24 protein-coding genes, 1 pseudogene and 1 riboswitch are annotated in these 25,666 nt (G+C 50.9%); of the genes and pseudogenes, 12 read left to right on the top strand and 13 right to left on the bottom strand.

All coding sequences use genetic code 11. The features are described 5' to 3' along the window. Positions 1–88: 88 nt before the first annotated feature. Positions 89–1,453: an L-serine ammonia-lyase gene (gene sdaA, locus ACFX4O_RS10655; protein WP_380208605.1), complete on the top strand. Its 1,365-nt coding sequence runs from the start codon at positions 89–91 to the stop codon at positions 1,451–1,453. A 160-nt stretch (positions 1,454–1,613) separates the two neighbouring features. After that, on the top strand, positions 1,614–3,212 hold the full coding sequence (locus tag ACFX4O_RS10650; RefSeq protein ID WP_380208603.1) for an EAL domain-containing protein: 1,599 nt from the start codon (positions 1,614–1,616) through the stop codon (positions 3,210–3,212). Between the two features lie 3 nt (positions 3,213–3,215). Here the strand turns inward: ACFX4O_RS10650 and yoaE are convergent, their stop codons facing one another. Next, on the bottom strand, positions 3,216–4,775 hold the full coding sequence (yoaE, locus tag ACFX4O_RS10645) for a CNNM family cation transport protein YoaE (protein ID WP_131409639.1): 1,560 nt from the start codon (positions 4,773–4,775) through the stop codon (positions 3,216–3,218). Next, positions 4,763–4,918, bottom strand: a complete 156-nt coding sequence (locus ACFX4O_RS10640) for a protein YoaL (RefSeq protein ID WP_380208859.1) — start codon at positions 4,916–4,918, stop codon at positions 4,763–4,765. The genes yoaE and ACFX4O_RS10640 overlap by 13 nt, the downstream gene beginning before the upstream one ends. Before the next feature lie 314 nt (positions 4,919–5,232). Between ACFX4O_RS10640 and manX the strand changes: the two genes are divergently transcribed. From manX to mntP, 5 genes are all read left to right on the top strand, one after another. Then, positions 5,233–6,195 carry a PTS mannose transporter subunit IIAB gene (manX, locus tag ACFX4O_RS10635; protein ID WP_131409637.1) on the top strand — a complete coding sequence of 321 codons (963 nt, stop codon included), beginning with the start codon at positions 5,233–5,235 and terminating at the stop codon, positions 6,193–6,195. Between the two features lie 63 nt (positions 6,196–6,258). Next, the gene (locus ACFX4O_RS10630; protein WP_131409635.1) at positions 6,259–7,056 is read left to right on the top strand and encodes a PTS mannose/fructose/sorbose transporter subunit IIC; all 798 of its coding nucleotides are present in this window, start codon (positions 6,259–6,261) and stop codon (positions 7,054–7,056) included. Between the two features lie 12 nt (positions 7,057–7,068). Beyond that, complete coding sequence (locus ACFX4O_RS10625; protein ID WP_020454084.1) at positions 7,069–7,920, top strand: PTS mannose transporter subunit IID; 852 nt, start codon at positions 7,069–7,071, stop codon at positions 7,918–7,920. 55 nt (positions 7,921–7,975) lie between these two features. Next, entirely contained in the window at positions 7,976–8,434 is a 459-nt protein-coding gene (locus tag ACFX4O_RS10620; protein ID WP_380208599.1) for a DUF986 family protein, read from the top strand. A 195-nt stretch (positions 8,435–8,629) separates the two neighbouring features. Further along, positions 8,630–8,802, top strand: a riboswitch (yybP-ykoY riboswitch). Between the two features lie 6 nt (positions 8,803–8,808). Next, complete coding sequence (gene mntP, locus ACFX4O_RS10615; protein WP_131409631.1) at positions 8,809–9,375, top strand: manganese efflux pump MntP; 567 nt, start codon at positions 8,809–8,811, stop codon at positions 9,373–9,375. On the opposite strand, the gene rlmA is transcribed toward mntP, so the two are convergent. From rlmA to mgrB, 6 genes and pseudogenes are all read right to left on the bottom strand, one after another. Continuing rightward, on the bottom strand, positions 9,372–10,187 hold the full coding sequence (gene rlmA, locus ACFX4O_RS10610) for a 23S rRNA (guanine(745)-N(1))-methyltransferase (protein ID WP_380208597.1): 816 nt from the start codon (positions 10,185–10,187) through the stop codon (positions 9,372–9,374). The two genes, mntP and rlmA, sit on opposite strands and share 4 nt — an antisense overlap. A gap of 140 nt (positions 10,188–10,327) precedes the next feature. Then, the gene (gene cspE / locus ACFX4O_RS10605; RefSeq protein ID WP_001062678.1) at positions 10,328–10,537 is read right to left on the bottom strand and encodes a transcription antiterminator/RNA stability regulator CspE; all 210 of its coding nucleotides are present in this window, start codon (positions 10,535–10,537) and stop codon (positions 10,328–10,330) included. Between the two features lie 12 nt (positions 10,538–10,549). Continuing rightward, positions 10,550–10,690: pseudogene (locus ACFX4O_RS10600) on the bottom strand (DUF2627 domain-containing protein). A 511-nt stretch (positions 10,691–11,201) separates the two neighbouring features. After that, positions 11,202–12,191, bottom strand: coding sequence for an MBL fold metallo-hydrolase (locus tag ACFX4O_RS10595; RefSeq protein WP_380208595.1), 990 nt, complete (start codon positions 12,189–12,191; stop codon positions 11,202–11,204). 18 nt (positions 12,192–12,209) lie between these two features. Continuing rightward, positions 12,210–12,497, bottom strand: a complete 288-nt coding sequence (locus ACFX4O_RS10590; protein ID WP_131409625.1) for a YebO family protein — start codon at positions 12,495–12,497, stop codon at positions 12,210–12,212. A 74-nt stretch (positions 12,498–12,571) separates the two neighbouring features. After that, positions 12,572–12,715 carry a PhoP/PhoQ regulator MgrB gene (gene mgrB, locus ACFX4O_RS10585; protein ID WP_017456969.1) on the bottom strand — a complete coding sequence of 48 codons (144 nt, stop codon included), beginning with the start codon at positions 12,713–12,715 and terminating at the stop codon, positions 12,572–12,574. 161 nt (positions 12,716–12,876) lie between these two features. Between mgrB and ACFX4O_RS10580 the strand changes: the two genes are divergently transcribed. Continuing rightward, positions 12,877–13,116, top strand: a complete 240-nt coding sequence (locus ACFX4O_RS10580) for a YobH family protein (protein WP_131409623.1) — start codon at positions 12,877–12,879, stop codon at positions 13,114–13,116. A gap of 51 nt (positions 13,117–13,167) precedes the next feature. On the opposite strand, the gene kdgR is transcribed toward ACFX4O_RS10580, so the two are convergent. Continuing rightward, positions 13,168–13,959 carry a DNA-binding transcriptional regulator KdgR gene (gene kdgR / locus ACFX4O_RS10575; RefSeq protein WP_131409621.1) on the bottom strand — a complete coding sequence of 264 codons (792 nt, stop codon included), beginning with the start codon at positions 13,957–13,959 and terminating at the stop codon, positions 13,168–13,170. Between the two features lie 177 nt (positions 13,960–14,136). On the opposite strand from kdgR, the gene ACFX4O_RS10570 reads away from it, so the two are divergent. After that, positions 14,137–15,510: an MFS transporter gene (locus ACFX4O_RS10570; protein ID WP_380208591.1), complete on the top strand. Its 1,374-nt coding sequence runs from the start codon at positions 14,137–14,139 to the stop codon at positions 15,508–15,510. Between the two features lie 190 nt (positions 15,511–15,700). Here ACFX4O_RS10570 and htpX read toward each other — a convergent pair whose 3' ends face one another. The 4 genes from htpX to ACFX4O_RS10550 form a co-directional block, all read right to left on the bottom strand. Beyond that, on the bottom strand, positions 15,701–16,582 hold the full coding sequence (htpX, locus tag ACFX4O_RS10565) for a protease HtpX (protein ID WP_131409617.1): 882 nt from the start codon (positions 16,580–16,582) through the stop codon (positions 15,701–15,703). A 192-nt stretch (positions 16,583–16,774) separates the two neighbouring features. Next, positions 16,775–18,823, bottom strand: coding sequence for a carboxy terminal-processing peptidase (gene prc / locus ACFX4O_RS10560; RefSeq protein ID WP_131409615.1), 2,049 nt, complete (start codon positions 18,821–18,823; stop codon positions 16,775–16,777). 19 nt (positions 18,824–18,842) lie between these two features. Further along, a complete protein-coding gene (proQ, locus tag ACFX4O_RS10555) occupies positions 18,843–19,529 on the bottom strand; it encodes an RNA chaperone ProQ (protein WP_380208588.1) in 687 nt (228 codons plus the stop codon). A 96-nt stretch (positions 19,530–19,625) separates the two neighbouring features. Continuing rightward, positions 19,626–20,123 carry a GAF domain-containing protein gene (locus ACFX4O_RS10550; protein ID WP_380208586.1) on the bottom strand — a complete coding sequence of 166 codons (498 nt, stop codon included), beginning with the start codon at positions 20,121–20,123 and terminating at the stop codon, positions 19,626–19,628. A 132-nt stretch (positions 20,124–20,255) separates the two neighbouring features. Here ACFX4O_RS10550 and yebS point away from each other — a divergent pair, with 132 nt between their 5' ends. The 3 genes from yebS (at position 20,256) to rsmF (ending at position 25,659) form a co-directional block, all read left to right on the top strand. Continuing rightward, complete coding sequence (yebS, locus tag ACFX4O_RS10545; protein ID WP_380208584.1) at positions 20,256–21,539, top strand: membrane integrity lipid transport subunit YebS; 1,284 nt, start codon at positions 20,256–20,258, stop codon at positions 21,537–21,539. Further along, a complete protein-coding gene (locus ACFX4O_RS10540) occupies positions 21,508–24,141 on the top strand; it encodes an MlaD family protein (RefSeq protein ID WP_380208582.1) in 2,634 nt (877 codons plus the stop codon). The genes yebS and ACFX4O_RS10540 overlap by 32 nt, the downstream gene beginning before the upstream one ends. Before the next feature lie 78 nt (positions 24,142–24,219). Then, positions 24,220–25,659, top strand: a complete 1,440-nt coding sequence (gene rsmF / locus ACFX4O_RS10535) for a 16S rRNA (cytosine(1407)-C(5))-methyltransferase RsmF (protein WP_380208580.1) — start codon at positions 24,220–24,222, stop codon at positions 25,657–25,659. Positions 25,660–25,666: the final 7 nt, after the last annotated feature.

Below are 25,666 nucleotides of genomic sequence, written 5' to 3'. Positions count from 1 at the left end.
TTAAGCTGTTTATGGCCTTCCCTCTTACACTATGCGCAGTTATTACATCGTTACTGGAAACGCCGGTAACCCTGTCAGGAGCGTTAATGTGATTAGTCTATTCGACATGTTTAAGGTGGGGATTGGTCCCTCATCTTCCCACACTGTAGGCCCGATGAAGGCCGGTAAGCAGTTCGTCGATGACCTGGTCGAAAAAGGATTGCTGGAGAACGTCACCCGCGTGGTGGTTGATGTATACGGCTCGCTCTCCCTTACCGGGAAAGGTCACCATACCGATATTGCCATCATTATGGGGCTGGCGGGCAATGAACCGGCCACGGTCGATATCGATGCAATCCCGGGTTTTATCCGTGATGTAGAAAATCGCGGTCGTCTGCTGCTGGCGCAGGGGCGTCATGAAGTCGATTTCCCGCAGGATGACGGGATGCGTTTTCACAGCGATAACTTGTCGCTGCATGAGAACGGAATGCGCATCACTGCGCTGAATGACGAAAGCGTCATTTACAGCAAAACCTATTATTCCATCGGCGGGGGTTTTATCGTCGATGAAGAACATTTTGGTAAAGAGACCACCAGCGTGGTCAATGTCCCTTATCCGTTCAATTCTGCTACCCAGATGCTGGAGTATTGCAAAGAAAGCGGTTTATCGCTTTCTGGCATGGTGATGCAGAACGAACTGGCATTGCACTCGAAAAAAGAGATTGAAGAGTACTTCGGTAATGTCTGGTCAACCATGCGCGCCTGTATCGATCGCGGTATGAATACAGAAGGCGTGCTGCCGGGGCCCCTGCGCGTTCCGCGCCGGGCTTCCGCACTGCGTCGTATGTTGGTTTCCAGTGATAAGCTCTCCAGCGATCCGATGAACGTTATCGACTGGGTGAATATGTTTGCGCTGGCGGTTAACGAAGAAAACGCCGCCGGTGGCCGCGTGGTAACCGCGCCAACTAACGGTGCCTGCGGCATCGTTCCGGCTGTACTGGCCTATTACGACCACTTTATCGAATCCGTCAGCCCGGATATTTATATCCGCTATTTCCTCGCCGCTGGCGCCATCGGCGCATTGTATAAAATGAACGCTTCCATTTCCGGTGCCGAAGTGGGTTGCCAGGGCGAAGTGGGCGTTGCCTGTTCTATGGCAGCAGCGGGTCTTGCGGAGCTGCTGGGTGCCAGTCCGGAGCAGGTCTGCGTGGCGGCGGAAATTGGCATGGAACATAACCTCGGTCTGACCTGCGACCCGGTCGCAGGGCAAGTACAAGTGCCGTGCATTGAGCGTAACGCTATCGCTTCGGTGAAAGCGATTAACGCTACGCGAATGGCTATGCGCCGTACCAGCGCGCCGCGCGTCTCGCTCGATAAAGTTATCGAAACCATGTATGAGACCGGCAAAGATATGAACGCCAAATACCGCGAAACATCGCGTGGCGGGCTTGCCATTAAAGTACAGTGTGATTAATTCTTGCTTATCAACGCCGTTCAGCCGAACGGCGTTTTTTTTAACCTTTGCTGCAGTTGAGTGATCTTTCGCCTATTTATCGTCGCTTCGGTAATTCCCCACTACACTTTGAGTGTTCTGGCATGGAAATCAGGCCAGGGATTTTACAGGCGGCAGCGGCATGCAGACGGCTCAACGGATCATCAAAAGTTACCGACGACGGCGCGCCATTGTTTGCGTGCTGGTTGGTGCTGTCGCCCTATTTTTAACCCTGACGTTTCGCTTTATTTCGGAGCGTAATTTAAATCATCAGCGTATTTACGCCTTTACCAACCACGCGGTTGAAACGCTTGAGCGTTTGATGCTGCCGCTGGAAGCGGGTCGCAGTGTGCTGGTGCCTCTGGTTGGCATCCCCTGTAACGATATTCACTTGCAACTTCGCAAGCTCGCAGCAAGTCTGCAAACCGTGCGATCTATCGGTCTGATTCAAAACGGAACGCTCTATTGCTCAAGTATCTTTGGCCAACGTGATGTTGCAATTCACCAGCTTCAGCCCTCGCTGCCTTCTCGTTCGCAAAAACTGGTGCTCACCACTGACCAGTCACTGTTAAAAGATCGCCCGATCTTGATCATGTGGTATCCCACCAGTGAAGACGGGCAAAGCGGCGTGATGGAAGCGGTAAATATTGAGTTACTCAGTAATTTAATGCTTGAGCCGCAAGAGCCATTGATTACCAGCGTCAACCTCAGCGTTGGTGGTAAACATCTGGTTGAAGGCAAAGGTGTGTTGGATGACTTACCGCCGCTGGAAAACGAAAAACGCTACCAGCGTGCTTCTGCCCATTTTCCTTTTACCATTAGCGTTACCGGTCCGGGCTCCACGAGACTAGCGCTGTGGCATTTGCCTTCACAGTTACCCCTGGCGCTGATGATGAGTTTATTGACCGGTTTTATTGCCTGGTTTGCCACCGCCAACCGCATGAGTTTTTCCAGAGAGATCAACCTTGGGCTTGCCGGGCGCGAATTTGAGCTATTTTGCCAGCCATTACTTAACGCACATGACATGCAGTGCGCAGGTGTCGAAATTTTGTTGCGCTGGCATAACCCGCGCCAGGGATGGATCTCACCAGAAATATTTATTCCGCTCGCCGAAGAGCAGCATCTGATTGCCCCGCTGACGCGTTATGTGTTGATAGAAACCCAGCGTCAACTGGCGCTCTTTCCTGATGATCCTCACTTTCATATCGGCATCAACGCCGCACCAAGCCATTTACGCCACGGCGAATTGCTAAAAGATCTCGTCCAGCTCTGGTTTAACAAAAATCCCGCCCAGCAATTAACCATTGAACTCACGGAGCGCGATGCCTTGCTGGATGTTGAATCACGGATGTTGCGTGAACTTCATCGCCATGGCGCGAAGATAGCCATTGATGATTTTGGTACCGGCAACAGTTCGCTTTCGTGGCTGGAGAAATTGCAACCGGACATCCTGAAAATCGACAAATCTTATACCGCGGCTATCGGTACGGATGCGGTGAACTCGACGGTGACCGATATGATTATCGCGCTCGGCCAACGGTTGAATATCGAGCTGGTAGCGGAAGGCGTGGAGACAACGCAGCAAGCGCTGTATTTACGTCAACAAGGTGTACACATGTTGCAGGGGTTTCTTTTTGCAGCACCGATGCCGGTGACGGATTTTCCGGCCTGGCTGGCGGGGAATGTTTCCCCGCCGCCGGAACAGCATAACGGCCATGTCGCGCCGTTAATGCCGGGGTAAAGATTACTCTTCTTCGTCGTGAGCAGGTTGCTCTTTAACAATACGTACCAGATCAACACGGTAATCGTTGGCTTCAATCACGGTGATATGCAACGGTGCCATTTCGAAGGTTTCGCCCACTGGCGGGATTTGCCCTCGCGCGGCAATCACCAGACCGGCCACGGTGGCAATGTCTTCGTCTTCATCGACGAGGTTGTCCAGACCCAGCGTGTGCTGCAACGCATGTAAGTCTGTGGTGCCTTTGACCAGCCAGCCGTCACCGTCGCCAATGATTTCAGGCGTTTCATCCGCATCCGGGAATTCACCGGCGATGGCTTCCAGTACGTCCAGCGGGGTCACAAGACCTTGCACGACACCAAACTCATTGGTGACGATAACAAAACTACCGCGTGCCCGGCGCAATACGGCCAGCAGCTTGATCGGATCCAGGGTTTCCGGCACAACAATCGCCGGGGTTGCCGAAGCGATAGCCGCAACATCCACGCCCGCTTCCAGCGAGACCAGTATCTCTTTCGCGCGCACAATGCCAATGACTTCATCCAGCTCACCACGGCAAACAGGGAACAGACTGTGCGGTGAAGACAACAATTGTTGGCGGATCTGTTCAACCCCGAGGTTGGCATCCACCCAACTAATGTCACCGCGCGGCGTCATAATGCTGCGAAGCGAGCGTGAGGCCAGCGATAATACGCCGTTAATCATATAACGCTCTTCTTCCGCAAACGCCCCTTCCGGCACCGGTACAGAGGCCTGGCTATCCGCTTCAATTTGCGGGTTCGACTGGCGGCGTCCGCCCATCAAACGCAGGATGGCATCAGCCGTACGGGCACGCAGCGGCAGATGTGACTGATGGCGAATAAAGTTCCGGCGCGCAATCTGGTTAAAGAACTCAATGATGATGGAGAAACCAATCGCCGCGTACAGATAGCCTTTCGGAATATGAAAGCCAAAACCTTCAGCCACCAGGCTCAAACCGATCATCAGCAGGAAGCTCAGGCAGAGCACGACCACTGTGGGATGTTGGTTCACAAAACGCGTCAGCGGTTTTGACGCCAGCAACATCACTGCCATCGCAATAACGACGGCCGCCATCATCACCGGCAGATGATTGACCATACCTACTGCGGTGATTACCGCATCGAGTGAGAAGACCGCGTCAAGAATAACGATCTGCACGACGACCACCCAGAAACTGGCGTAGCCTTTGCCGTCGCCACTGACATGCTCACGGTTTTCCAGCCGTTCATGCAGCTCCGTCGTCGCCTTGAATAACAGGAACACACCACCGAACAGCATAATCAGATCACGCCCGGAGAAGGTAAAATCCCAGACGGAAAAAAGCGGTTTTGTCAGCGTTACCATCCATGAGATCAGCGACAACAGCCCCAGTCGCATCACCAACGCGAGCGACAGACCAATGAGACGCGCTTTATCACGCTGTTTCGGCGGCAGTTTGTCGGCAAGGATGGCAATAAACACCAGGTTGTCGATACCGAGAACAATTTCCAGAACAACCAGCGTCAATAATCCCGCCCAAATCGAGGGATCCATTAAGAATTCCATGACAGGCTCCTGACAAGAGATGCGTTATTCAGTGTGCGGAAACGCACAAATATGACATTAAACGTCGTTGGAAAATGGCGGAAAACGCCGGGCTGCGAGGCACGAGAAGGCCAAAAAGTGAACTGACGTCGGTGACGATCCATACGGTGGGCTGCTGCCCTATACTCCTGACTAATTAAACGGAGGATAAACATATCAGAGTGAGTTTGGCATTTGCAAAGATTTACCGGAATTTGCAATTTGTGTGGATATTTTGCGCTTCGAAATTTCACGAAGAGGAAACCTAAATTACGGATCTTCATCACATAAATTATTTTTTCACTATCTAAAATAAATCCCGAAAGTCATAGGTGTTCTCTTTAACCCTTATCTGAATCGATTCGGTTTACCGTTACCGGGACAGATTCACAATACATCAATTACTGGTGTGTTAACGACAAGAAGAAGGAGGTAGCAAGTGACCATTGCTATTGTTATAGGCACACATGGTTGGGCTGCGGAACAATTGATCAAAACCGCCGAGATGCTGCTGGGCGAGCAGGAGAATGTCGGCTGGATTGATTTTGTTCCCGGTGAAAATGCGGAAACGTTGATCGAAAAGTACAACGCACAGCTGGAGAAGCTGGATACCGGCAAAGGTGTGCTGTTTCTCGTTGATACATGGGGCGGCAGCCCGTTCAATGCTGCCAGTCGCATTGTCGTCGATAAAGAGCATTATGAAGTCATTGCTGGCGTCAATATTCCGATGCTGGTGGAAACACTGATGGCCCGGGATGACAACCCGACGTTTGACGAACTGGTGGCGCTGGCGGTAGAAACCGGACGTGAAGGCGTGAAAGCGCTGAAAGCGCAACCGGTAGCAAAACCCACATCTGCACCTGTGGCACCGAAAGCGGCAGCACCTGCCAAACCCATGGGACCTAATGATTATATGGTGATCGGCCTTGCCCGTATCGATGACCGTCTGATCCATGGCCAGGTTGCTACCCGCTGGACAAAAGAGACTAACGTTACGCGTATTATCGTGGTGAGCGACGAAGTGGCAGCAGATAATGTCCGTAAAACCCTGCTGACTCAGGTTGCGCCTCCAGGCGTGACGGCACATGTCGTTGATGTCGCCAAAATGGTGCGTGTGTATAACAACCCTAAATATGCGGGTGAGCGCGTGATGCTGTTGTTCACCAACCCGACGGATGTACTGCGCGTCGTTGAAGAGGGGGTAAAAATCACCTCCGTCAACATTGGCGGTATGGCTTATCGTCAGGGTAAAACCCAGGTGAATAACGCGGTTTCGGTGGATGAGAAAGATATTGTCGCATTCAAGCAGTTGAACGAACGCAATATTGAGCTGGAAGTCCGCAAAGTTTCAAACGATCCGAAACTGAAAATGATGGATTTAATCAGCAAAGTGGCGAAATAACCGCGGCGGCCTGATTGATTCAGTTTTCACACTTACGTCTGATTTAGCTATAGGAGAAGTACAATGGAGATTACCACTCTTCAGATTGTGCTGGTGTTCGTCGTCGCGTGTATTGCCGGTATGGAGTCGATACTCGATGAATTCCAGTTCCACCGTCCGTTGGTGGCATGTACGCTGGTGGGCATCGTTCTGGGTGATATGAAAACCGGTATCATTATCGGCGGTACGCTGGAAATGATTGCCTTGGGTTGGATGAACATCGGTGCGGCGGTCGCACCCGATGCGGCGCTGGCGTCGATTATCTCGACCATTCTGGTCATTGGCGGTCATCAGAGCATCGGTGCCGGTATCGCGCTGGCCATTCCTCTGGCGGCGGCAGGCCAGGTTCTGACCATTATCGTTCGTACCATTACCGTCGGCTTCCAGCATGCCGCAGATAAGGCAGCCGAAACCGGCAACCTGACGGCACTTTCCTGGATCCACGTCTCTTCCCTGTTCCTGCAAGCTATGCGTATCGCTATCCCGGCGGTAATTGTCGCTATCTCTGTCGGAACCAGTGAAGTACAGAGCATGCTTAGCGCCATTCCGGAAGTGGTGACCAGTGGTCTGAATATCGCCGGTGGTATGATCGTGGTGGTAGGTTATGCGATGGTCATCAATATGATGCGCGCAGGCTACCTGATGCCGTTCTTCTATCTCGGCTTCGTGACAGCGGCATTCACCAATTTCAACCTCGTCTCGCTGGGTGTTATCGGTGCAGTCATGGCGATTCTCTACATTCAGCTCAGCCCGAAATATAACCGTTCAGCAGGCGGCGCTGCTCCGGCTGGTTCCAACGATCTTGATAACGAACTGGATTAACAGGTGAACGACATGGTTGATATGACAAAAACTCCGACTGAGAAAAAACTCACCCAGAGTGACATTCGTGGCGTGTTCCTGCGTTCTAACCTGTTCCAGGGGTCATGGAACTTCGAACGTATGCAGGCATTGGGCTTCTGCTTCTCAATGGTGCCGGCGATTAAACGCCTGTACCCGGAAAATAACGAAGCGCGCCGTCAGGCCATTAAACGTCATCTGGAGTTCTTTAACACCCATCCATACGTCGCAGCGCCGGTACTGGGCGTTACGCTTGCGATGGAAGAGCAGCGTGCAAACGGCGCAGAGATCGACGATGGTGCGATTAACGGCATCAAAGTTGGTCTGATGGGGCCGCTGGCAGGGGTTGGCGACCCAATTTTCTGGGGTACGGTGCGCCCGGTCTTTGCAGCGCTCGGTGCTGGGATCGCCATGAGCGGCAGCTTGCTCGGACCATTGCTGTTCTTCGTCTTGTTCAATATTGTCCGTCTGGCGACACGTTACTACGGCGTGGCGTACGGCTACCGTAAAGGTATCGACATTGTTAAAGATATGGGCGGTGGCTTCCTGCAAAAACTGACCGAGGGGGCGTCAATTCTCGGCCTGTTTGTGATGGGGGCACTGGTTAACAAGTGGACGCATGTGAACATTCCACTTGTCGTATCCGAAATTACCGATCAGACCGGTAAAACCAACGTCACGACAGTGCAAACCATTCTCGATCAGTTAATGCCGGGCCTGGTACCACTACTGCTGACTTTCGCCTGCATGTGGCTGCTGCGTAAGAAAGTTAACCCGCTGTGGATTATCGTTGGCTTCTTCGTTATCGGGATTGTGGGTTACGCCATTGGTCTTCTGGGTCTTTAATTTGTGATGTAATAACCGGGGGCTTGCCCCCGGTTTTTTTATGTAAGGAGAAACAATGACGATTGCGGATATCGTATTGGTACTGTTTATCGCTGCCCTGCTGGCTTTCGCTATCTATGATGAATTCATCATGCCACGCCGCAATGGTGCTACGCTCCTTGCGGTTCCCCTATTACGCAGAAGCCGTACCGATGGGGCTATTTTTGTCGGTCTGCTTGTGATCCTTATCTATAACAACACAGCTAATGGCGGTTCATCATTAACCCTGTGGTTATTATTTGCGCTGACTTTGTTGGGCATTTATCTCTTCTGGATCCGCGCCCCCAAAATCATTTTTAAAATGCGCGGTTTTTTCTTTGCTAATGCATGGATTGAATATAGCCGTATAAAAGAGATGAATTTATCGGAAGATGGTGTGTTAGTGATGCAATTAGAACAACGACGTTTGCTTATTCGCGTACGAAATATCGACGACCTGGAAAAAATCTCTACCATTTTACTTAAAACTCAGTGAGTTAAGCTCTATTTCCGCGAAAATTACTCCGCGTTAATAATCAGCAGACTTATAGCCATTGCTATATTACTGGGGGAAGCACTTATATTTATTAACGTAATTTTTACCGATAAATCTAAATGCTAATCGTTATCGAAAAGTAAACAACATTATATATTGCTGCTGTTGTTTTATATTCTCAAAATATGTTAAGGTGCGTCCGTCGTTGGGGAGTAGCCGATTTCCACTACTGGAAATGTACGTGTCAACATACTCGTTGCAAAACGTGGCACGTACGGACTGAAGTCATCAGTCAGGCGAGACCATTGGCACATCAACTGCTGTTTACGGGGGGCAGAGATGTGTTATATGGAACTCCCGGTCAGGACGCTCACATGAATTTATCTGCTACTCTTCTCCTCGCTTTTGGCATGTCGATGGATGCTTTCGCAGCTTCTATTGGTAAGGGTGCCACATTACATAAACCGAAGTTTTCTGAAGCATTGCGCACCGGTCTTATCTTTGGCGTGATTGAAACCCTGACGCCGCTGATCGGCTGGGGGCTGGGCCTGCTGGCAACGAAATTTGTACTGGAATGGAATCACTGGATAGCGTTTGTGCTACTGGTGTTTCTCGGTGGCAGAATGGTGCTTGAGGGAATACGCGGCGAAGACGACAGTGAAGCGGAAACGCCGCACCGCCATGGTTTCTGGTTGCTGGTAACCACCGCAATTGCTACCAGTCTCGACGCTATGGCTGTTGGTGTTGGCCTCGCTTTCTTGCAAGTCAATATTCTCGCAACTGCGCTGGCGATTGGTTGTGCAACGCTAATTATGTCGACAACAGGAATGATGATTGGCCGTTTTATTGGCCCGCTTCTTGGAAAGCGAGCCGAGATTCTCGGTGGTATCGTGCTGATTGGCATTGGCGCGCAGATCCTGTGGAGCCACTTTGCCGCTTAACTTTCCCGCTGTAAGCAGTGGATCGTAAAATCGGTCTGGCAGTGGAATTGTTCCATTGCCGCTAACTTTTCCCACACCTCCGGTTTTGCCCGCCAGGCAAAAGGCGTCATTTGCAATAGCGTAACCGCTTGCTGGCCCGTCAATGTCATATCATAGGAGAGTGATTGCTGTTCCAGCACTCTGAATCCTAAGATATCGCCGCTATTTTCCGCATGTAAATGCACCTCGTCATAGATGAGCCCCTTTAATTCCATCAGATGGCGTGGTCCTGGTGATGCGGTAATGACAATACCTTCTGGCTTCATTACGCGCGACAACTCTTGCGCTTTACAGGGCGCATAAATACGTACCAACCCGTCAATGCTGCTGTCGTCAAAAGGCAAGCGGTGGCTGGATGCAACACAAAACATGATCGCCGAATAGCGCTTCGCCGCCGCACGAATCGCCGCTTTTGAAACATCCAGTCCTAGCATTTGCGCACCATGTTGCTGTGCAATCGCGGCAAATGCCTGGGTGTAATACCCTTCCCCACAGCCAATATCCAGCACAGCATCGGCCACCGGCGGTAGCCGCGCATGCAAAATGTCACCAATCGCATCACGCAATGGCTGGTAATACCCTGCATCCAGAAAAGCGCGCCGCGCTTGCATCATCTCCGCACTGTCGCCAGGATCCTTCGAGCGTTTATGCTGAACGGGCAAAAGATTGACATAACCCTCTTTCGCAATATCAAACTGGTGCCGCTGCGCGCAAAAGAAGGATCTATCTCGACGATGTAAAGGTGCGTGGCAAAGCGGACAACTGAAAGCCATAAAAACTCCGGGGCGTTCTTAAAGGGCAAAAGTGTACCGCCATTTGTTATGTCGTGGAAATTAAAAAGCCCCGCACTAAGGCGAGGCTTTATGTCTGACATTGACGCGCTAAATGCGCTTCAAGCTCAGGGGTGTCGAAATCAGATAGCAGTTACGTTAACTGCAGCTGGGCCTTTCTGGCCGTCCTGAATTTCAAACTCAACGTTCTGGCCTTCGGCCAGAGTTTTGAAGCCGTTACCCTGGATTGCAGAGAAGTGTACGAATACATCTTTGCTGCCATCAGCCGGAGTAATGAAACCAAAACCTTTAGACTCGTTGAACCACTTAACTTGACCTTTAATCTTTGCCATTTGCAAAATTCCTTAATGTATATACTTCGCCCGCAGGCATTGACTGAGAAAACTGAGACATTACTGCTTGAGGCACTAATATAAGGTTCGGCAGAGAAGCTGTATTCAACGAAACGTTTTACTCAGGACTTCTTTACTGAAAATGCCACACATAAACAGAGCTGTACCTCGATTGACCCAAAACGTGTTATCACATAATACGTAAATTATGGCAAGCCATTTTTAAACATGTCTGGATCCGTCGCACAAATTCTATGGTTATCAAGACTTGTTGCGCACGTTTATGCATAACATTGAACGCTATAACAGACGCTCTGAACATCAATATTTGTGCTCACAGAAGCGAATTTCTTACTATAGCTCAATAAGTTCCGTCGATCCATGCCAGTTCCCATACCGCTATGCATATAGCGTATATCGTAAGAACTTTTTGCGCATACTTATGCTTTTTTCTTAGGCCAGGAAGATTCTTAAACAAATATAAACCCAGTAAAAACTATTACCTCAAACCACTATGGATATTTCTTGTGCAAATAAGCAAAGTTGTGCACCAAAATAATGAAATTATGATGACACTGCCTCATAAAAAGGCAAAGAAATCGTTTCGATAAAAATAAAACAGCGTGATAATAAAGCAACGCATCTTTTTGGAGTGCTGGCGGAATTAACAAAGAGGCAAATACTGCCCAATTTTTAAGATCCTGAAGTTATCATTCTCCGCAGCCGTTTCGGTTAATGCCCACTGCAACTCTTTCACTGGTTCATCAAGCGATTCATCCGCCAGCTCAAATACTCCCCAATGAATGGGGATTGCAAGCGGCGCCCCCAACTGTTGCCAAAGCGCAATAGCACTTTGTGGGTCCATATGATTCATCGCCATAAACCAGCGCGGTGCATAAGCACCAATTGGCAACGCGATAGTATCCAGTTGACCTAACCGTTGAGGAATGGTGAGCAATTCTGGCGTGTAACCTGTATCACCAGCAAACCAAAAACGCTGCGCTGATGATTCAATGACCCAGCCGCACCACAATGAGCGATTGCGATCCCATAATGTGCGCATGCTCCAATGTTGTGCAGGCACCGCGGTGTAGGTCATTCCCTGAAATATAAAACTTTGCCACCAGTCTAACTCAGTAACATGTTGCGCACCGCGTCGACGAAGCCAACCGCCAACCCCCAATGGCACAAAGAAGTGCACATCCGGAAAGCGACGCAGCAGCGCACGCACCGTCCACGTATCCAGGTGATCGTAGTGATTGTGAGAAATAAGAATCGCGTCCAGTTGCGGAATGTCGGCAATCGCTAGCGCTATCGGTGTCCGACGTTGTGGACCAGCAAAGCTTACAGGCGAAGCACGACGAGAAAAGACGGGATCTGTGAGGAGATATTGGCCCTGCAGACGCAATAGCATGCTGGCATGTCCTAACCACCAGAGGCCATCGTCCTCACCAGCAATATCGGCTTTTTGCCACCACTGTTCGATAAATCCTGGGTAGCCGCAGGAGGGTGGTCGGGGAAGCCCGGCGGCTTTGCGCTCTTTTCGCCAGCGCTTAACATCTCCGGGTTGATGGGCAAAAGATGCCGAATTGCTAAAACCTTCCGGCGTGTGGTGCGAGATTGCAGGATTATACCAGGGGTTTTTCCACGCCATCTCGCACTCCCAGGCAGGCTAACGCTCAGCAACCAGGCGTATGAAGTCATCATCACCTTTTTCTTGCGCTTTTACTGGCTCAACTGCTTCGTCTTTTTCAGGTTCATTTGACTCGCACAACCGGCGCAGCAAAGCATTTTGTCGTTTTTGCTGATCCAGCAGAGCTTCAAGTAACTCGATTTGTTCATTCGTGCGTGAACTGGCGCGATTGATAAAGAACCACAAAACCAGACCGACAAGAAGAACCACCAAAGAAAGGACTATGGACGCAAGGTTGATCGCGCCTGAATTTAATACTTCGTTCATTTCACCACCTCTATATAGACGCGGCATTCTACCACTGACGTCAAGGAAGGAAATCTCTCACTGAAAAAATGCCATTACCAGGGGATGAATTTATTGATGACGCAGATGCCGCTGAAGAATTGTACATCTTGATCACACATTACGTTAAGCATTTGAGTCCAGAGTAGCAGGCAGACTACCAATACGGCAGCCAGAATCAGCCATCTATATTTTCTCACTCCACTCTCCGATACGTTGCAAGGTGTAACCAGGTTAACATGGCTTCCTTAAACCGCGACTAACTGTATCTCCTTTCGGTATTTTTAGGAATGCTGGACTTGTTTCACCAGGTAAATACCGTAGCCTTGTGATACAGTCTACCGATATGCAAGGAGCAAATATGCGTACACTCATACGAAGCGTTATCGTTCTGGCGCTGCTGTGGATTGGGCTCTTGCTGAGCGGTTACGGGGTGCTGATCAACAGTACGGAAAACGCGGCTGGGCTGGGCTTGCAATGTAAATATGCTACTGCGCGAGGCACCAGTACCGCACAATATGTGCATTCCAGTAATGGTTTTTTTGGTCTGGCAAATTGCCCGCTGTTGCGTAAAAGCGATACCGTTATCGATAACGGCTAATCTTTTGCACAAAAAAGCCGCCTTTTTTTCAGGCGGTTTTTTTGTCTTCATTCAGAACGGATAGTCGTTATAACCCATCTGTTCGGAAATTTTACGCGCGGCATTGTGCAACATTTCAACATACTCATGCAGGCGTTCTTCTGAAAAGCGCAATGTTGGGAAAGAAATACTTAAACCAGCAATCACAACACCGAAACGGTCAAAAACCGGCACGCCAATACAGCGTAAGCCTTCTTCCTGCTCTTCGTTGTCTTCGCCATAACCTTGCTGACGCACAATATCCAGCATCGGCAACAGATCTTCGGTACTTGTGATAGTGCGCTCAGTGCTGCGCTTATACTCAACACCTTCAAGAATCTGCTGCACTTCGTCACGATCGCGCCATGCCAGCAGGACTTTACCAATCGCAGTGCTGTACAACGGGTTACGGCGACCAATGCGCGAATACATGCGCAGATTGTACATTGAATCAATTTTATGGATGTAGACAATGCTATCTTCATCCAGCGCACCCAGGTGGATGGTCTCTTTCGTCAGACGAGAAAGCTCACGCATTTGGATATCCGCGCTGCGGATCAAATCAACGTTTTGCAATGCGCGCGCCCCAAGCTCAAAAAGCTTCAGCGTCAGGGAATATTTTTCTGACTCCCCTTCCTGTGCGACATAACCTAACGATTTCATGGTTTGCAAAAAGCGATAAACGGTGCTTTTCGACATCATGACACGCTGCGAAAGCTCGGTGATGCCGATTTCACGCTCTTCTCCGAGCGCCTGCAGAATGCCAAATACCTTCAATACAGAAGAGACAGAATCTGGCTGCTTGTCCAAATCTGCGATTGCCATTAATCACCTCATCGCCTGTGTTTTATAAAATTCAGAATCGGTTTTTATTATAAATTCGTCATCCGGTCACCGCAATGCGCGTTTGTCAACTTCGTTACAAATCTGCGACATAAAACCGGAATGCCAATGATAGAATCATTATACAAATAACTTTGTGACACTAGCCCTGAAATTTCCATGGATAAATCCTCCCTTGATGGCTTGCCCATTCCACAGCGTTACGGCGCAATTCTGACCATTATTGTTGGCATCGCCATGGCCGTGCTGGACGGCGCAATTGCTAACGTTGCTCTACCGACCATTGCGAGGGATCTCAATGCTTCCGCTGCCAGTTCAATCTGGATTGTTAATGCCTATCAAATTGCGATCGTCGTTTCATTACTGACCCTTTCATTCCTTGGCGATATGTTTGGTTATCGCCGAGTTTATCAATGTGGCCTGATGCTCTTTACGCTTACCTCGTTACTTTGCGCGCTTTCCGACTCGTTATTGACCTTAACTTTGGCGCGTGTCGCGCAGGGCTTTGGCGGTGCAGCGCTGATGAGCGTTAATACTGCGCTCATTCGGCTGATTTATCCCCAGCGAAGCCTGGGGCGCGGTATGGGCATCAACTCCTTCGTTGTCGCTGTATCATCTGCTGCAGGACCGACCATTGCAGCGGCCATTCTTTCTGTTGCCTCCTGGCAATGGTTATTCCTGATCAATGTGCCTCTGGGTATTCTCGCCTTGCTGTTGGCAATAAAATTTTTGCCGCCCAATGCGACACGCAGTGCAAAACCTAAATTCGACCTGCCCAGCGCGGTAATGAATGCACTGACATTCGGTCTGTTAATCACGGCCCTTAGCAGCTTCGCTCAGGGGCAATCCACGATGTTAGTCTTGGTGGAATTGGCCGCATTGTTGCTCATTGGCTCGCTTTTTGTTCGCAGGCAGTTGAAATTACCCGTACCTTTATTACCTGTAGATTTGCTGCGGATCCCGCTTTTTTCTCTGTCGATTGGCACTTCTGTCTGTTCATTTTGCGCACAGATGCTGGCACTTGTCTCATTGCCTTTCTTTTTACAGACGGTACTTGGGCGCAGTGAAGTGGAGACGGGGTTGCTGTTAACGCCCTGGCCGCTGGCTACTATGGTAATGGCTCCGCTGGCAGGATATCTGATTGAACGCGTTCATGCCGGGCTTCTCGGAGGATTAGGAATGGTCATGATGGCAGGCGGCTTATTTGCACTAGCGTTGCTTCCGTCGGCACCGGCAGATATTGATATCATCTGGCGAATGGCGTTATGCGGTGCGGGTTTCGGCCTGTTTCAGTCGCCCAACAACCACACTATTATCACTGCCGCACCCCGCCAGCGCAGCGGCGGTGCCAGTGGCATGCTGGGTACAGCGCGTCTACTGGGACAAAGCTCCGGTGCCGCACTGGTAGCGTTGATGTTTAATCTTTTTGAAACCCATGGGACGCATACCTCATTGCTACTGGCAGGAACACTCGCCACGATCGCCGCCGGAATCAGCAGTCTACGTATTACACAGCCGCGCGCCAGTGAGTAAAAAATCCCTTGTATAGAAAGATATTGATAACGTCGTCGAAGGGATTCACGCCCTGCCCGTTCTGTCAGCTTTGAATCCAGAGGCAGTATGGCAAAACTAAAATCTGTTGCTTATCACGTCCACAGAACGTGATTTTAAGTTGGCAATAAAAAACGCGTCCTTAGACGCGTTTTTTATTCCAGATGACCTGTTATTTCAGATATTCGCCAGAACGCAATGCTTCAATACGTTTGTCCAACGGCGGGTGGGTCATGAACAGTTCACTCAGCGATTTTGACTTACCATTGATACAGAAAGCCATCATGCTGCTTGCTTCCTGCGGTTCATAGCTGGTTTTCAAACGCTGGAGCGCAGCAATCATCTTCTCACGACCAACCAATTTTGCAGATCCGGCATCGGCATGGAATTCACGGTAACGCGAGAACCACATGGTAATAATGCTCGCCAGAATACCGAACACCAGCTCCAGCACAGTTGCAACAGCGAAGTAGATCAGCGGGTTGCCGTTAGTTTCTTCGCCATCATCACGGTTACCGCTGAGGAAACCTGAAGCAATCTGCGCAATGATGCGTGAAATGAAGATAACAAAGGTGTTCACGATACCCTGAATCAGCGTCATGGTGACCATGTCGCCATTCGCAATATGGCTGATCTCATGGGCGATAACAGCTTCAGCCTCATCGCGGCTCATGTTTTGCAGCAGGCCAGTGCTGACAGCAACCAGCGAAGCATCACGGCGCGCGCCGGTTGCGAAGGCATTGATATCCGGTGCATGGTAAATGGCCACCTGCGGCATCGCGATACCTGCCTGCCGAGACTGCTGGGCAACAGTGTCCATCAGCCAGCGCTCCATATCGTTACGCGGCTGTTCAATCACTTCACCACCAACAGATTTCAGCGCCATCCATTTCGACATCAACAGCGAAATGAACGAGCCGCCAAAACCAAACAGCAGCGCCATAATTAACAAGCCCTGAACGCTGCTCGACTGAATGCCCGTCAGGCTCAGTACCAGACCGAACACCAACATGACGGCCAGGTTAGTCAACAGGAAGAGCGCGATTCGCATCATAATTTTCTTTTAACCTCGACTTAACAAAACGCACTATGCGATTACCCACATCGTATGGGCATAGCAGTTATTTTCAAGCATCAGAGCAGCGTAAGTCACGAGAAAAACACAACTTTACATTTTGTAGTACATTGCTTACGCCAAAGAAGAGTTGTTAAAAAAAACAGGCACAATCTCTTGTGCCTGTTTTTTTTACTTCGCGGGAGCGGGTTGTTCCGCTGGTTGATCTTTTTCGAGATGTGCCAGATCCAGGGCAATATGAACCGTTTCATCGAGATACGGATCGGGTTCCTGATAATCCTTTGGCAAATCGTCCAGTTTTTTCAGTAGCGGCTTGCCTTCGCGTTTGAAGCGATCATTGAGACGAGAGAGACGAATGGCATCATCTTCCGCATTCTCTTTCTCGCGCTGCGACAGGTTAAGAGAAACGATGTTACGTTTATCTTTCAATGCATCGAAACGCGCAATGTCCTTCATGATGTACTGGAACTCAGGATCTTTGGCGATTCGTTCCTCATGATCTTTAAGCAATTCCGCGCCAAACGGTTTTAAATCGCCAGACTTCACAAACGTAGCAGCGTTGATGCTGTCCCACGGCAGTGCGTTGTCTTCAAATTTCTCACCGGTTTCAGTAACCTGCGTCCCCGTCGGCATAATAATGTCCGGCGTTACGCCTTTACGCTGCGTGCTTCCACCGTTAACACGATAGAATTTCTGGATGGTGTACTGCACCGATCCCAGCGCCGGCCATTCAGGACGAAGCATCTGATCGTAAATACGGTTGAGCGAGCGGTACTGCTGGACAGTGCCTTTACCAAAAGTGGGTTCACCAACAATCAATGCACGGCCATAGTCCTGCATCGCAGCGGCAAAGATTTCTGATGCAGAGGCGCTAAAGCGGTCAACCAGCACCACCAGTGGGCCTTTATAATACACCACGCCGTCGGTATCGCTGTCTTCACGCACTTTACCGTTGTTATCACGCACCTGTACCACCGGGCCGGACGGAATAAACAGACCGGAGAGCGATACAGCTTCCGTCAGCGCGCCGCCGCCGTTAGTGCGCAAGTCAATAACCACGCTGCTAACATTTTGTTTTTCAAGTTTTTGCAACTGAACTTTGACATCGTCAGTCAGACCAACATAGAAGCCAGGGATGTCCAGAACGCCAACTTTTTCTTTGCCGACGCTTTTTACTGACATTTTCACCGCGCGGTCTTCCAGGCGAATCCGTTCACGCGTCAGTGTAACAATACGCGTTTTGGTGCCCTTACCCGCCGGCAGGATTTCAAGGCGCACTTTACTGCCTTTTGGTCCTTTAATCAGTGCAACCACATCGTCAAGACGCCAGCCGATAACATCAACCATATTCTGGCCGGTTTGCCCCACGCCCACGATACGATCGCCAACGCTGATAGCTTTGCTTTTCGCCGCCGGACCACCTGCCACCATGGAATTGATCACGGTATAGTCATCATCCCCCTGCAACACTGCACCAATCCCTTCCAGAGACAGACTCATCTCGGTATTAAATTGTTCGGTATTACGCGGAGAAAGGTAGTTGGTGTGCGGGTCAATTTCCCGCGCGAACGAGGTCATGGCTAACGAGAAAACATCTTCGCTATTGGTTTGCGCCAAACGGCGAATCGCAAATTTATAGCGACGCGTCAGCGTTTCGCGGATCTCTTTCTCATCTTTCCCGGTCAGCTTCAGGCTAAGTTCATCATACTTAACTTTGCTGTCCCACAGTGCGTTCAGTTCCGCTTCATCCTTCGGCCATGGCGCTTTGCTACGGTCAAGATTAAAGGTGTCGTTACCGGAAAAATCCATCGGGCGCTCAAGCACTTTCAGTGCGTACTGGTAGCGCTCAAAACGACGCTTCTGCGCAAGGTTGTACAGGTCGTAAAATACGTCCAGTTTACCGGTGCGCAACTCGTCGCCAATCAGGCTTTTTTTCTGGGAAAACTGTTCGACATCGCTCGCCAGCAGCACATTGTGGCTGTAGTCGAGCAGATTGAGATAGCGATTGAAAATTTTCGCCGAAAAAGCGGCATCTAAATCAAACTGACGGTAGTGAGAGCGGGTAAAACGCGAAGTTACGCGTTCGCTCACCGTCGCGTGCTGGGTCTCTTCCTTTAATACCGGAATTTGATCGGCACGGGTAATATCTTCCACAGCCAAAGCATGGCCTGTTACGAATAACAGACCAGCCAATGCTGTGCGCTTAAACAAAGTGTTCATGCCAGGCCAGGCCTCCGTTTCAGAACATTAAATGTTCTGCGCGTACAATCATCGACATACCCGAGCTAAGCTGTACGCGAACGCCATCTTTGGTGATTTCCAACACCGTGGCGTCCATCGCATTGTTCCCCGCTTTCACCTTCAGGTTTTGACCAACGCTCAGTACAGATAAATCTGAAACTGGTGTATGGCGCTCTTCCTGCTGAGGTGCACCCTGGGTTTTCGCGACAGGTTTGTCAGTACGAGGTTTGCGTTCAGCACCCTCTTTACGACGCGGAGCCGGGCGGGCTTTACGCTCACGGCGCGGCGCCTCTTCTTGACCTGCAGCAGCAGCGGCTTCTCGTTTTTTAGCTTGCTGTTCAGCACGTTGTGCCTGAACACGCGCTTTGGCTTCTTCAAGCTGTTTGCGGGCATGTTCTACGTGTTGCTCATCCAGCACGCCACAAGCGTTGCCATCGAGATCCACACGCGCCGCGCCAGCTTTGATACCGTACAGGTAACGCCAGCTTGAAGTATAAAGACGTAAAGCGGAACGAAGTTGGGTTTTGCTGAGATTCATCTCACCCTCAACACGCTCAACTAAATCCTGAAAAATACCGATTTTCAGAGGGCGTGCTTCGCCTTCAGCACTGAAACAGTGAGGGAAACGTTCGGCCAAAAAAGCGATAACTTCTTTACTGCTATTCAACTTAGGTTGATTTTCCATGAAATTTCCTGATTACAACGGACGTTGCCAACAAGCGCAGGCATGAACAGGCGTCATTATAATGACGCTATCGGTAAATGCTACGTTATCCGTTGATTATCCTGCGACGGGGGCAAAGATTTTTTGATAATCGGTCGCCGCAAGAACGTTTTCAAGATGCGAAACCAGTTCGCGCAGCCCCTGTTCATCCTCGGCGGTGAAACGAGAAAAGACGACACTGTCGATATCCAGCACGCCAATAATCTGATTATTTACCGTTACCGGCAGTACGATTTCAGAATTACTTGCTGCATCGCAGGCAATATGACCATCGAACTGGTGCACATCTTCCACACGCTGTACGCGCTTTTGCGCGACCGCTGCGCCGCAAACTCCACGGCCAACCGGAATGCGCACACAGGCAATTTTGCCCTGAAACGGTCCTAATACTAGCGTACCAGCTTCCAGAAGATAAAAACCGGCCCAATTCACCCCATCAAGACGTTCAAACAGCAGCGCGCTGGTATTTGCGAGCGTCGCTAGAAAACTCGTTTCACCTGCCATTAACGCTTGAAAATCGCGGTTTAGGTCCGCGTAAAATTCTGTTTTGCTCATTATCCAACCATTTTGGTGTCTTACTTCGAAGAACTGCTTAGCCTATTAAAATAAGCATTAAATGCGTTGATGCTCAAGATGTTCCATTCATGAGTTAAGATAGATTCATCTAAACATTTTCTGATACACGCAATGGCACTAAAGATACAACAAATTACGCCGGGGAAAAAAATCGCCGTTCATCGCGTGGGCGAAGCGCTGCCACGCGCACATTACCAGCGCTGTCCCCAGTGCGATACGCTTTTTGCGTTACCGGTTATGAAATCGCACCAAAGCGCATTTTGCCCCAGTTGTGATGCCAAAGTCCGTGACGGACGGGACTGGTCCTTAACGCGCCTCGGTGCGATGGCAGTGACCATAATTCTCCTGATGCCATTTGCCTGGGGCGAACCACTACTGCATCTCTATCTGCTCGGCGTACGTATTGACGCCAATTTATTGCAGGGCATCTGGCAAATGACCGCGCAAGGCTCGCCCATTACGGGCGCGATGGTGCTGTTTTGCACCGTTGGTGCGCCACTGATACTGGTTACATCGATTGCCTATTTATGGCTTGGCAACATCCTCGGCATGAACCTGCGCCCCGTGTTGTTAATGCTGGAAAAACTGAAAGAGTGGGTGATGCTGGATATCTATCTGGTTGGCGTTGGCGTCGCCTCTATCAAAGTGCAGGACTACGCCTACCTACAACCCGGCATCGGGTTGTTTGCATTTGGCGCGCTCGTGATTTTAAGCGTAATGACGCTCATCCATTTAAACGTTGAACAGCTCTGGGAGCGCTTTTATCCGCAACGCCCGGCGAAACGTCCCGATGCCAAATTACAGGTCTGTTTGGGTTGCCATTTTACCGGTTTTCCTGATGTTCGCGGCCGCTGCCCACGCTGCCACATTCCGTTAACGCATCGCCGTAAACAGAGTTTGCAGAAATGTTGGGCGTCACTTATCGCATCGTTAATCTTTCTGTTCCCGGCGAACCTGTTGCCGATCTCCATTATTTACGTCAACGGCACGCGACAAGAAGATACGATTTTGTCGGGGATTATTTCGCTGGCGCACAGCAATATTGCTGTAGCAGGTGTGGTATTTATCGCCAGTATTTTGGTGCCATTTACCAAAGTGATCGTGCTGTTTACACTGCTACTTAGCATCCATTTCAAATTTGAACAGGGGTTACGCACTCGTATTTTACTTTTGCGCTTTGTGACCTGGATTGGGCGTTGGTCGATGCTCGATCTGTTTGTCATTTCACTAATGATGTCACTGATTAACCGCGACCAACTCCTCGCTTTTACTATGGGACCCGCTGCGTTTTATTTCGGTGCAGCGGTAATTTTGACTATTCTTGCTGTGGAATGGCTGGACAGCCGCTTACTTTGGGATGCACATGAGTCAGGAAACCCCCGCTTCGCCGACTGAAGCGCGCATTAAAACTAAACGGCGCATATCGCCTTTCTGGTTGCTCCCGGTCATCGCCTTGCTTATTGCGGGCTGGCTTATCTGGAGCAGCTACGAAGATCGTGGCAATACCATCACGATTGATTTTATGTCCGCTGACGGCATTGTTGCAGGGCGTACCCCTGTTCGCTATCAGGGCGTTGAAGTCGGCACCGTGCAAGACATCCGCCTGAGCGAAGATCTGAAAAAAATCGAAGTCCGCGCCAGCATCAAATCCAATATGAAAGATGCATTGCGCAGTGAAACCCAGTTCTGGCTGGTTACGCCGAAAGCGTCGCTGGCGGGCGTTTCCGGCCTGGATGCGCTGGTAGGCGGTAACTATATTGGCATGATGCCAGGTAAAGGCGATCCGCAAGAGCACTTCACCGCACTGGATACGCAACCGAAATATCGCCTGAACAACGGCGAATTGATGATCCACCTTCATGCTCCGGACTTAGGTGCGCTGAACAGCGGTTCGCTGGTCTATTTCCGCAAAATACCGGTCGGTCGTGTTTACGACTACTCGATTAATGCCAATAAACAGGGCGTGACTATCGATGTGCTGATTGAGCGCCGTTTTACCAGCCTGGTGAAAAAAGGCAGCCGTTTCTGGAACGTTTCCGGTGTGAAAGCCGATGTCGGTTTGAGCGGTGCAAAAGTCCAGCTTGAAAGCCTGGCGGCACTGGTCAACGGCGCAATAGCCTTTGACTCACCCGAAGCTTCGCAACCCGCGGTACAGGACGACGAATATGGCCTATATGAAGATCTGGCGCACAGCCAGCGCGGTGTGCTGGTCAAACTCGATTTGCCTGGCGGGCAGGGATTAAAAGCGGGTTCAACACCGCTGATGTATCAGGGGCTGGAAGTTGGTCAGCTGACTAAAATTAATCTCAACCCTGGTGGTGCAGTCAGCGGCGAGTTAACGGTCGATCCGAGTGTGGTCAACCTGTTGCGCGATAACACGCGTATCGAAATGCACAATCCAAAAATCTCCCTGAGCAATACCAATCTCAGTTCTCTGCTGACCGGCAGCACACTGGAACTGGTGCCGGGTGAAGGTCAACCGCGTAGTCAGTTTGTTGTGCTGCCTGCGGACAAAAACCTGCTGCAGGAGCCTGGCGTTGTGACACTGACACTCACCGCGCCGGAAAGTTATGGTATCGACGCCGGGCAACCGCTGGTGCTCCACGGTGTGCAAGTCGGCCAGGTACTGGAGCGCAAGTTGACTAACCAGGGCGTAACTTTTGCCATCGCTATCGATCCCCAGTATCGCGATTTAGTGCACGGTGACAGCAAGTTCGTCGTCAATAGCCGTGTAGACGTCAAAGTGGGGCTGGATGGCGTTGAGTTCCTCGCCGCCAGCGCTAACGAGTGGCTCAGCGGTGGTATCCGTATTCTGCCTGGTGCCAAAGGCGAGATGAAAAACAGCTACCCTCTATTCGCTAACCTCGATAAGGCCCTCGAAAACAGCCTGAGCGACCTGCCAACCACCACGCTGACGCTGACGGCAGACACGCTGCCAGACGTGCAGGCCGGTTCTGTAGTGCTGTACCGCAAGTTTGAAGTCGGCGAAGTGATTACCGTGCGTCCGCGCGCTAATGCTTTTGATATCGAACTGCATATCAAACCGGAATATCGCAACTTACTGACCAGCAATAGCGTTTTCTGGGCGGAAGGTGGCGCGAAAGTGCAGTTGAACGGTAGCGGGCTGACTGTGCAGGCCTCCCCGCTCGCTCGCGCAATAAAAGGCGCAATCAGTTTCGATAACCTTAGTGGCGCCAGTGGGCGTGTGCGCAAAGGCGATAAACGGGTGCTTTACGCTTCGGAAACTGCGGCTCGCGCGGTCGGGGGACAGATTACGTTGCATGCATTTGACGCCGGAAAACTGGCGGCGGGCATGCCTATCCGTTATCTGGGCATTGATATCGGGCAGATTCAGGATCTGCAACTGATTACCGATAAGAACGAAGTCCAGGCTAGTGCGGTGTTGTATCCGGAATATGTCCAGACCTTCGCCCGCGCAGGCTCACGCTTCTCAGTGATCACGCCACAAATCTCTGCTGCGGGTGTCGAACATCTCGATACCTTGTTGCAACCCTATATTAATGTGGAGCCTGGTCGTGGGGATGCGCGACGCGACTTTGAGATTTCAGAAGCCACCATTACGGATTCGCGCTACCTCGATGGCCTGAATATTGTTGTCGAAGCGCCGGAAGCCGGTTCGATCAACATCGGCACTCCGGTGTTGTTCCGTGGCATCGAAGTTGGCACCGTTACGGGCATGATGCTGGGAACGCTCTCCGATCGTGTGATGATTGGCATGCGGATCAGTAAACGCTATCAGCACTTGGTACGGAATAATTCGGTGTTCTGGCTCGCTTCCGGTTACTCGCTGGACTTTGGTCTGGTCGGTGGCGTAGTGAAAACAGGGACTTTCAACCAGTTTATTCGTGGTGGCATCGCCTTCGCGACACCGCCGGAAACACCATTGGCACCGAAAGCGCAACCGGGTAAACACTTCCTGCTGCTCGAAAGCGAACCCAAAGAGTGGCGCCAGTGGGGCACCGCCCTGCCGCGTTAAGGCTGCTGGCTCCGGCGTGCTTGCGCCGGAGCCTTTATGTTACACTGCGCGCCTGTTTTTACTCCTGTGGTACGCCCCGTGGCTCAAAACGCTGTCTATCTTCCGGATGAATTTCTGGCGCAAATGCGTCAAGCCATGCCGGAACATCTCTCGTTCGATGAATTTATCGCTGCTTGTCAACGCCCGCTGCGGCGCAGTATCCGCGTCAATACGCTGAAAATCTCCGTTGACGACTTTCTGGAACTGGTCGCGCCTTATGGCTGGCAATTAACGCCGGTGCCGTGGTGTGCAGAAGGTTTCTGGATTGAGCGAGATGATGAAGATGCATTGCCACTGGGCAGCACCGCAGAGCACCTGAGCGGCATGTTTTATATTCAGGAAGCCAGCTCAATGTTGCCCGTCGCGGCGCTGTTTGCCGACGGCGAAATACCGCAGCGGGTGATGGATGTCGCCGCGGCCCCCGGTTCTAAAACAACGCAGATTGCAGCCCGCATGGGCAACGATGGCGCGATCCTCGCCAATGAGTTTTCCGCCAGCCGGGTAAAAGTATTACATGCCAATATCAGCCGCAATGGCATCAGCAACGTGGCGCTGACCCATTTTGACGGGCGCGTATTCGGTCCGGCATTGCCAGAAATGTTCGATGCTGTTTTGCTTGATGCTCCCTGCTCCGGCGAAGGCGTGGTACGTAAAGATGCTGACGCGCTAAAAAACTGGTCTGTTGCCAGTAACCTTGAGATCGCCGCCACCCAGCGCGAGCTCATCGACAGTGCATTCCACGCCTTAAAACCCGGCGGAACATTGGTCTACTCCACTTGCACTCTCAATCGTGACGAAAACGAAGCGATTTGCCACTGGCTGCAGGCGCAATACCCGCACGCCGTGCAATTTTTGCCGCTCGGTGAACTGTTCCCACAAGCAAGCCAGGCGCTGACCGCAGAAGGTTTTCTGCATGTGTTTCCACAGATTTACGACTGTGAAGGTTTTTTTGTCGCCCGCCTGCGCAAAACCGCCGCGATTGAGTCGATGCCCGCGCCGACTTACAAGGTCGGTAATTTCCCCTTTACCCCGTTAAAACCCAAAGAAGCCGCTCTTGTGGCAACGGCTGCCGCGCACGTTGGCCTTCAATGGAATGACGAGTTGCATCTATGGCAACGGGATAAAGAGATTTGGCTGTTTCCGGCCCAGATCGAGCCACTGATTGGTAAAGTCCGTTTTTCACGTATCGGCATTCGTCTTGCTGAGACGTATAACAAAGGGTATCGCTGGCAACATGAAGCCGTAATTGCCCTCTCCGGCCATGATAACCCGCTGGCATTTGCGCTGACGCTCGCTGAAGCGGAGGAGTGGTATCGTGGGCGCGATATTTACCCACAAAATCCTCCCCAACGTGATGAAGTCATTGTCACTTTCCAGGGCCAGCCACTGGGGCTTGCCAAAAAAATCGGTTCCCGCCTGAAAAACAGTTATCCCCGTGAACTGGTACGTGATGGCCGTTTGTTCGCTGGTAATGCATGACGGTACG

Source organism: Kosakonia sp. YIM B13571 (assembly GCF_042788095.1).
GTDB classification, from domain to species: domain Bacteria; phylum Pseudomonadota; class Gammaproteobacteria; order Enterobacterales; family Enterobacteriaceae; genus Kosakonia; species Kosakonia quasisacchari.
The sequence above is the reverse complement of the archived record's forward strand: the minus strand, read 5'-3'. Positions and strand labels throughout refer to the sequence as shown.

Bases quoted from the DNA above. Each gene is read 5' to 3' on its own strand.
- ACFX4O_RS10650 (WP_380208603.1), top strand. From the start codon at position 1,614: ATGCAGACGGCTCAACGGATCATCAAAAGTTACCGACGACGGCGCGCC.
- yoaE (WP_131409639.1), bottom strand. From the start codon at position 4,775: ATGGAATTCTTAATGGATCCCTCGATTTGGGCGGGATTATTGACGCTG.
- ACFX4O_RS10640 (WP_380208859.1), bottom strand. From the start codon at position 4,918: ATGGATCGTCACCGACGTCAGTTCACTTTTTGGCCTTCTCGTGCCTCG.
- ACFX4O_RS10630 (WP_131409635.1), top strand. From the start codon at position 6,259: ATGGAGATTACCACTCTTCAGATTGTGCTGGTGTTCGTCGTCGCGTGT.
- ACFX4O_RS10625 (WP_020454084.1), top strand. From the start codon at position 7,069: ATGGTTGATATGACAAAAACTCCGACTGAGAAAAAACTCACCCAGAGT.
- ACFX4O_RS10620 (WP_380208599.1), top strand. From the start codon at position 7,976: ATGACGATTGCGGATATCGTATTGGTACTGTTTATCGCTGCCCTGCTG.
- mntP (WP_131409631.1), top strand. From the start codon at position 8,809: ATGAATTTATCTGCTACTCTTCTCCTCGCTTTTGGCATGTCGATGGAT.
- rlmA (WP_380208597.1), bottom strand. From the start codon at position 10,187: ATGGCTTTCAGTTGTCCGCTTTGCCACGCACCTTTACATCGTCGAGAT.
- cspE (WP_001062678.1), bottom strand. From the start codon at position 10,537: ATGGCAAAGATTAAAGGTCAAGTTAAGTGGTTCAACGAGTCTAAAGGT.
- ACFX4O_RS10595 (WP_380208595.1), bottom strand. From the start codon at position 12,191: ATGGCGTGGAAAAACCCCTGGTATAATCCTGCAATCTCGCACCACACG.
- ACFX4O_RS10590 (WP_131409625.1), bottom strand. From the start codon at position 12,497: ATGAACGAAGTATTAAATTCAGGCGCGATCAACCTTGCGTCCATAGTC.
- ACFX4O_RS10580 (WP_131409623.1), top strand. From the start codon at position 12,877: ATGCGTACACTCATACGAAGCGTTATCGTTCTGGCGCTGCTGTGGATT.
- kdgR (WP_131409621.1), bottom strand. From the start codon at position 13,959: ATGGCAATCGCAGATTTGGACAAGCAGCCAGATTCTGTCTCTTCTGTA.
- ACFX4O_RS10570 (WP_380208591.1), top strand. From the start codon at position 14,137: ATGGATAAATCCTCCCTTGATGGCTTGCCCATTCCACAGCGTTACGGC.
- htpX (WP_131409617.1), bottom strand. From the start codon at position 16,582: ATGATGCGAATCGCGCTCTTCCTGTTGACTAACCTGGCCGTCATGTTG.
- prc (WP_131409615.1), bottom strand. From the start codon at position 18,823: ATGAACACTTTGTTTAAGCGCACAGCATTGGCTGGTCTGTTATTCGTA.
- proQ (WP_380208588.1), bottom strand. From the start codon at position 19,529: ATGGAAAATCAACCTAAGTTGAATAGCAGTAAAGAAGTTATCGCTTTT.
- ACFX4O_RS10550 (WP_380208586.1), bottom strand. From the start codon at position 20,123: ATGAGCAAAACAGAATTTTACGCGGACCTAAACCGCGATTTTCAAGCG.
- yebS (WP_380208584.1), top strand. From the start codon at position 20,256: ATGGCACTAAAGATACAACAAATTACGCCGGGGAAAAAAATCGCCGTT.
- ACFX4O_RS10540 (WP_380208582.1), top strand. From the start codon at position 21,508: ATGAGTCAGGAAACCCCCGCTTCGCCGACTGAAGCGCGCATTAAAACT.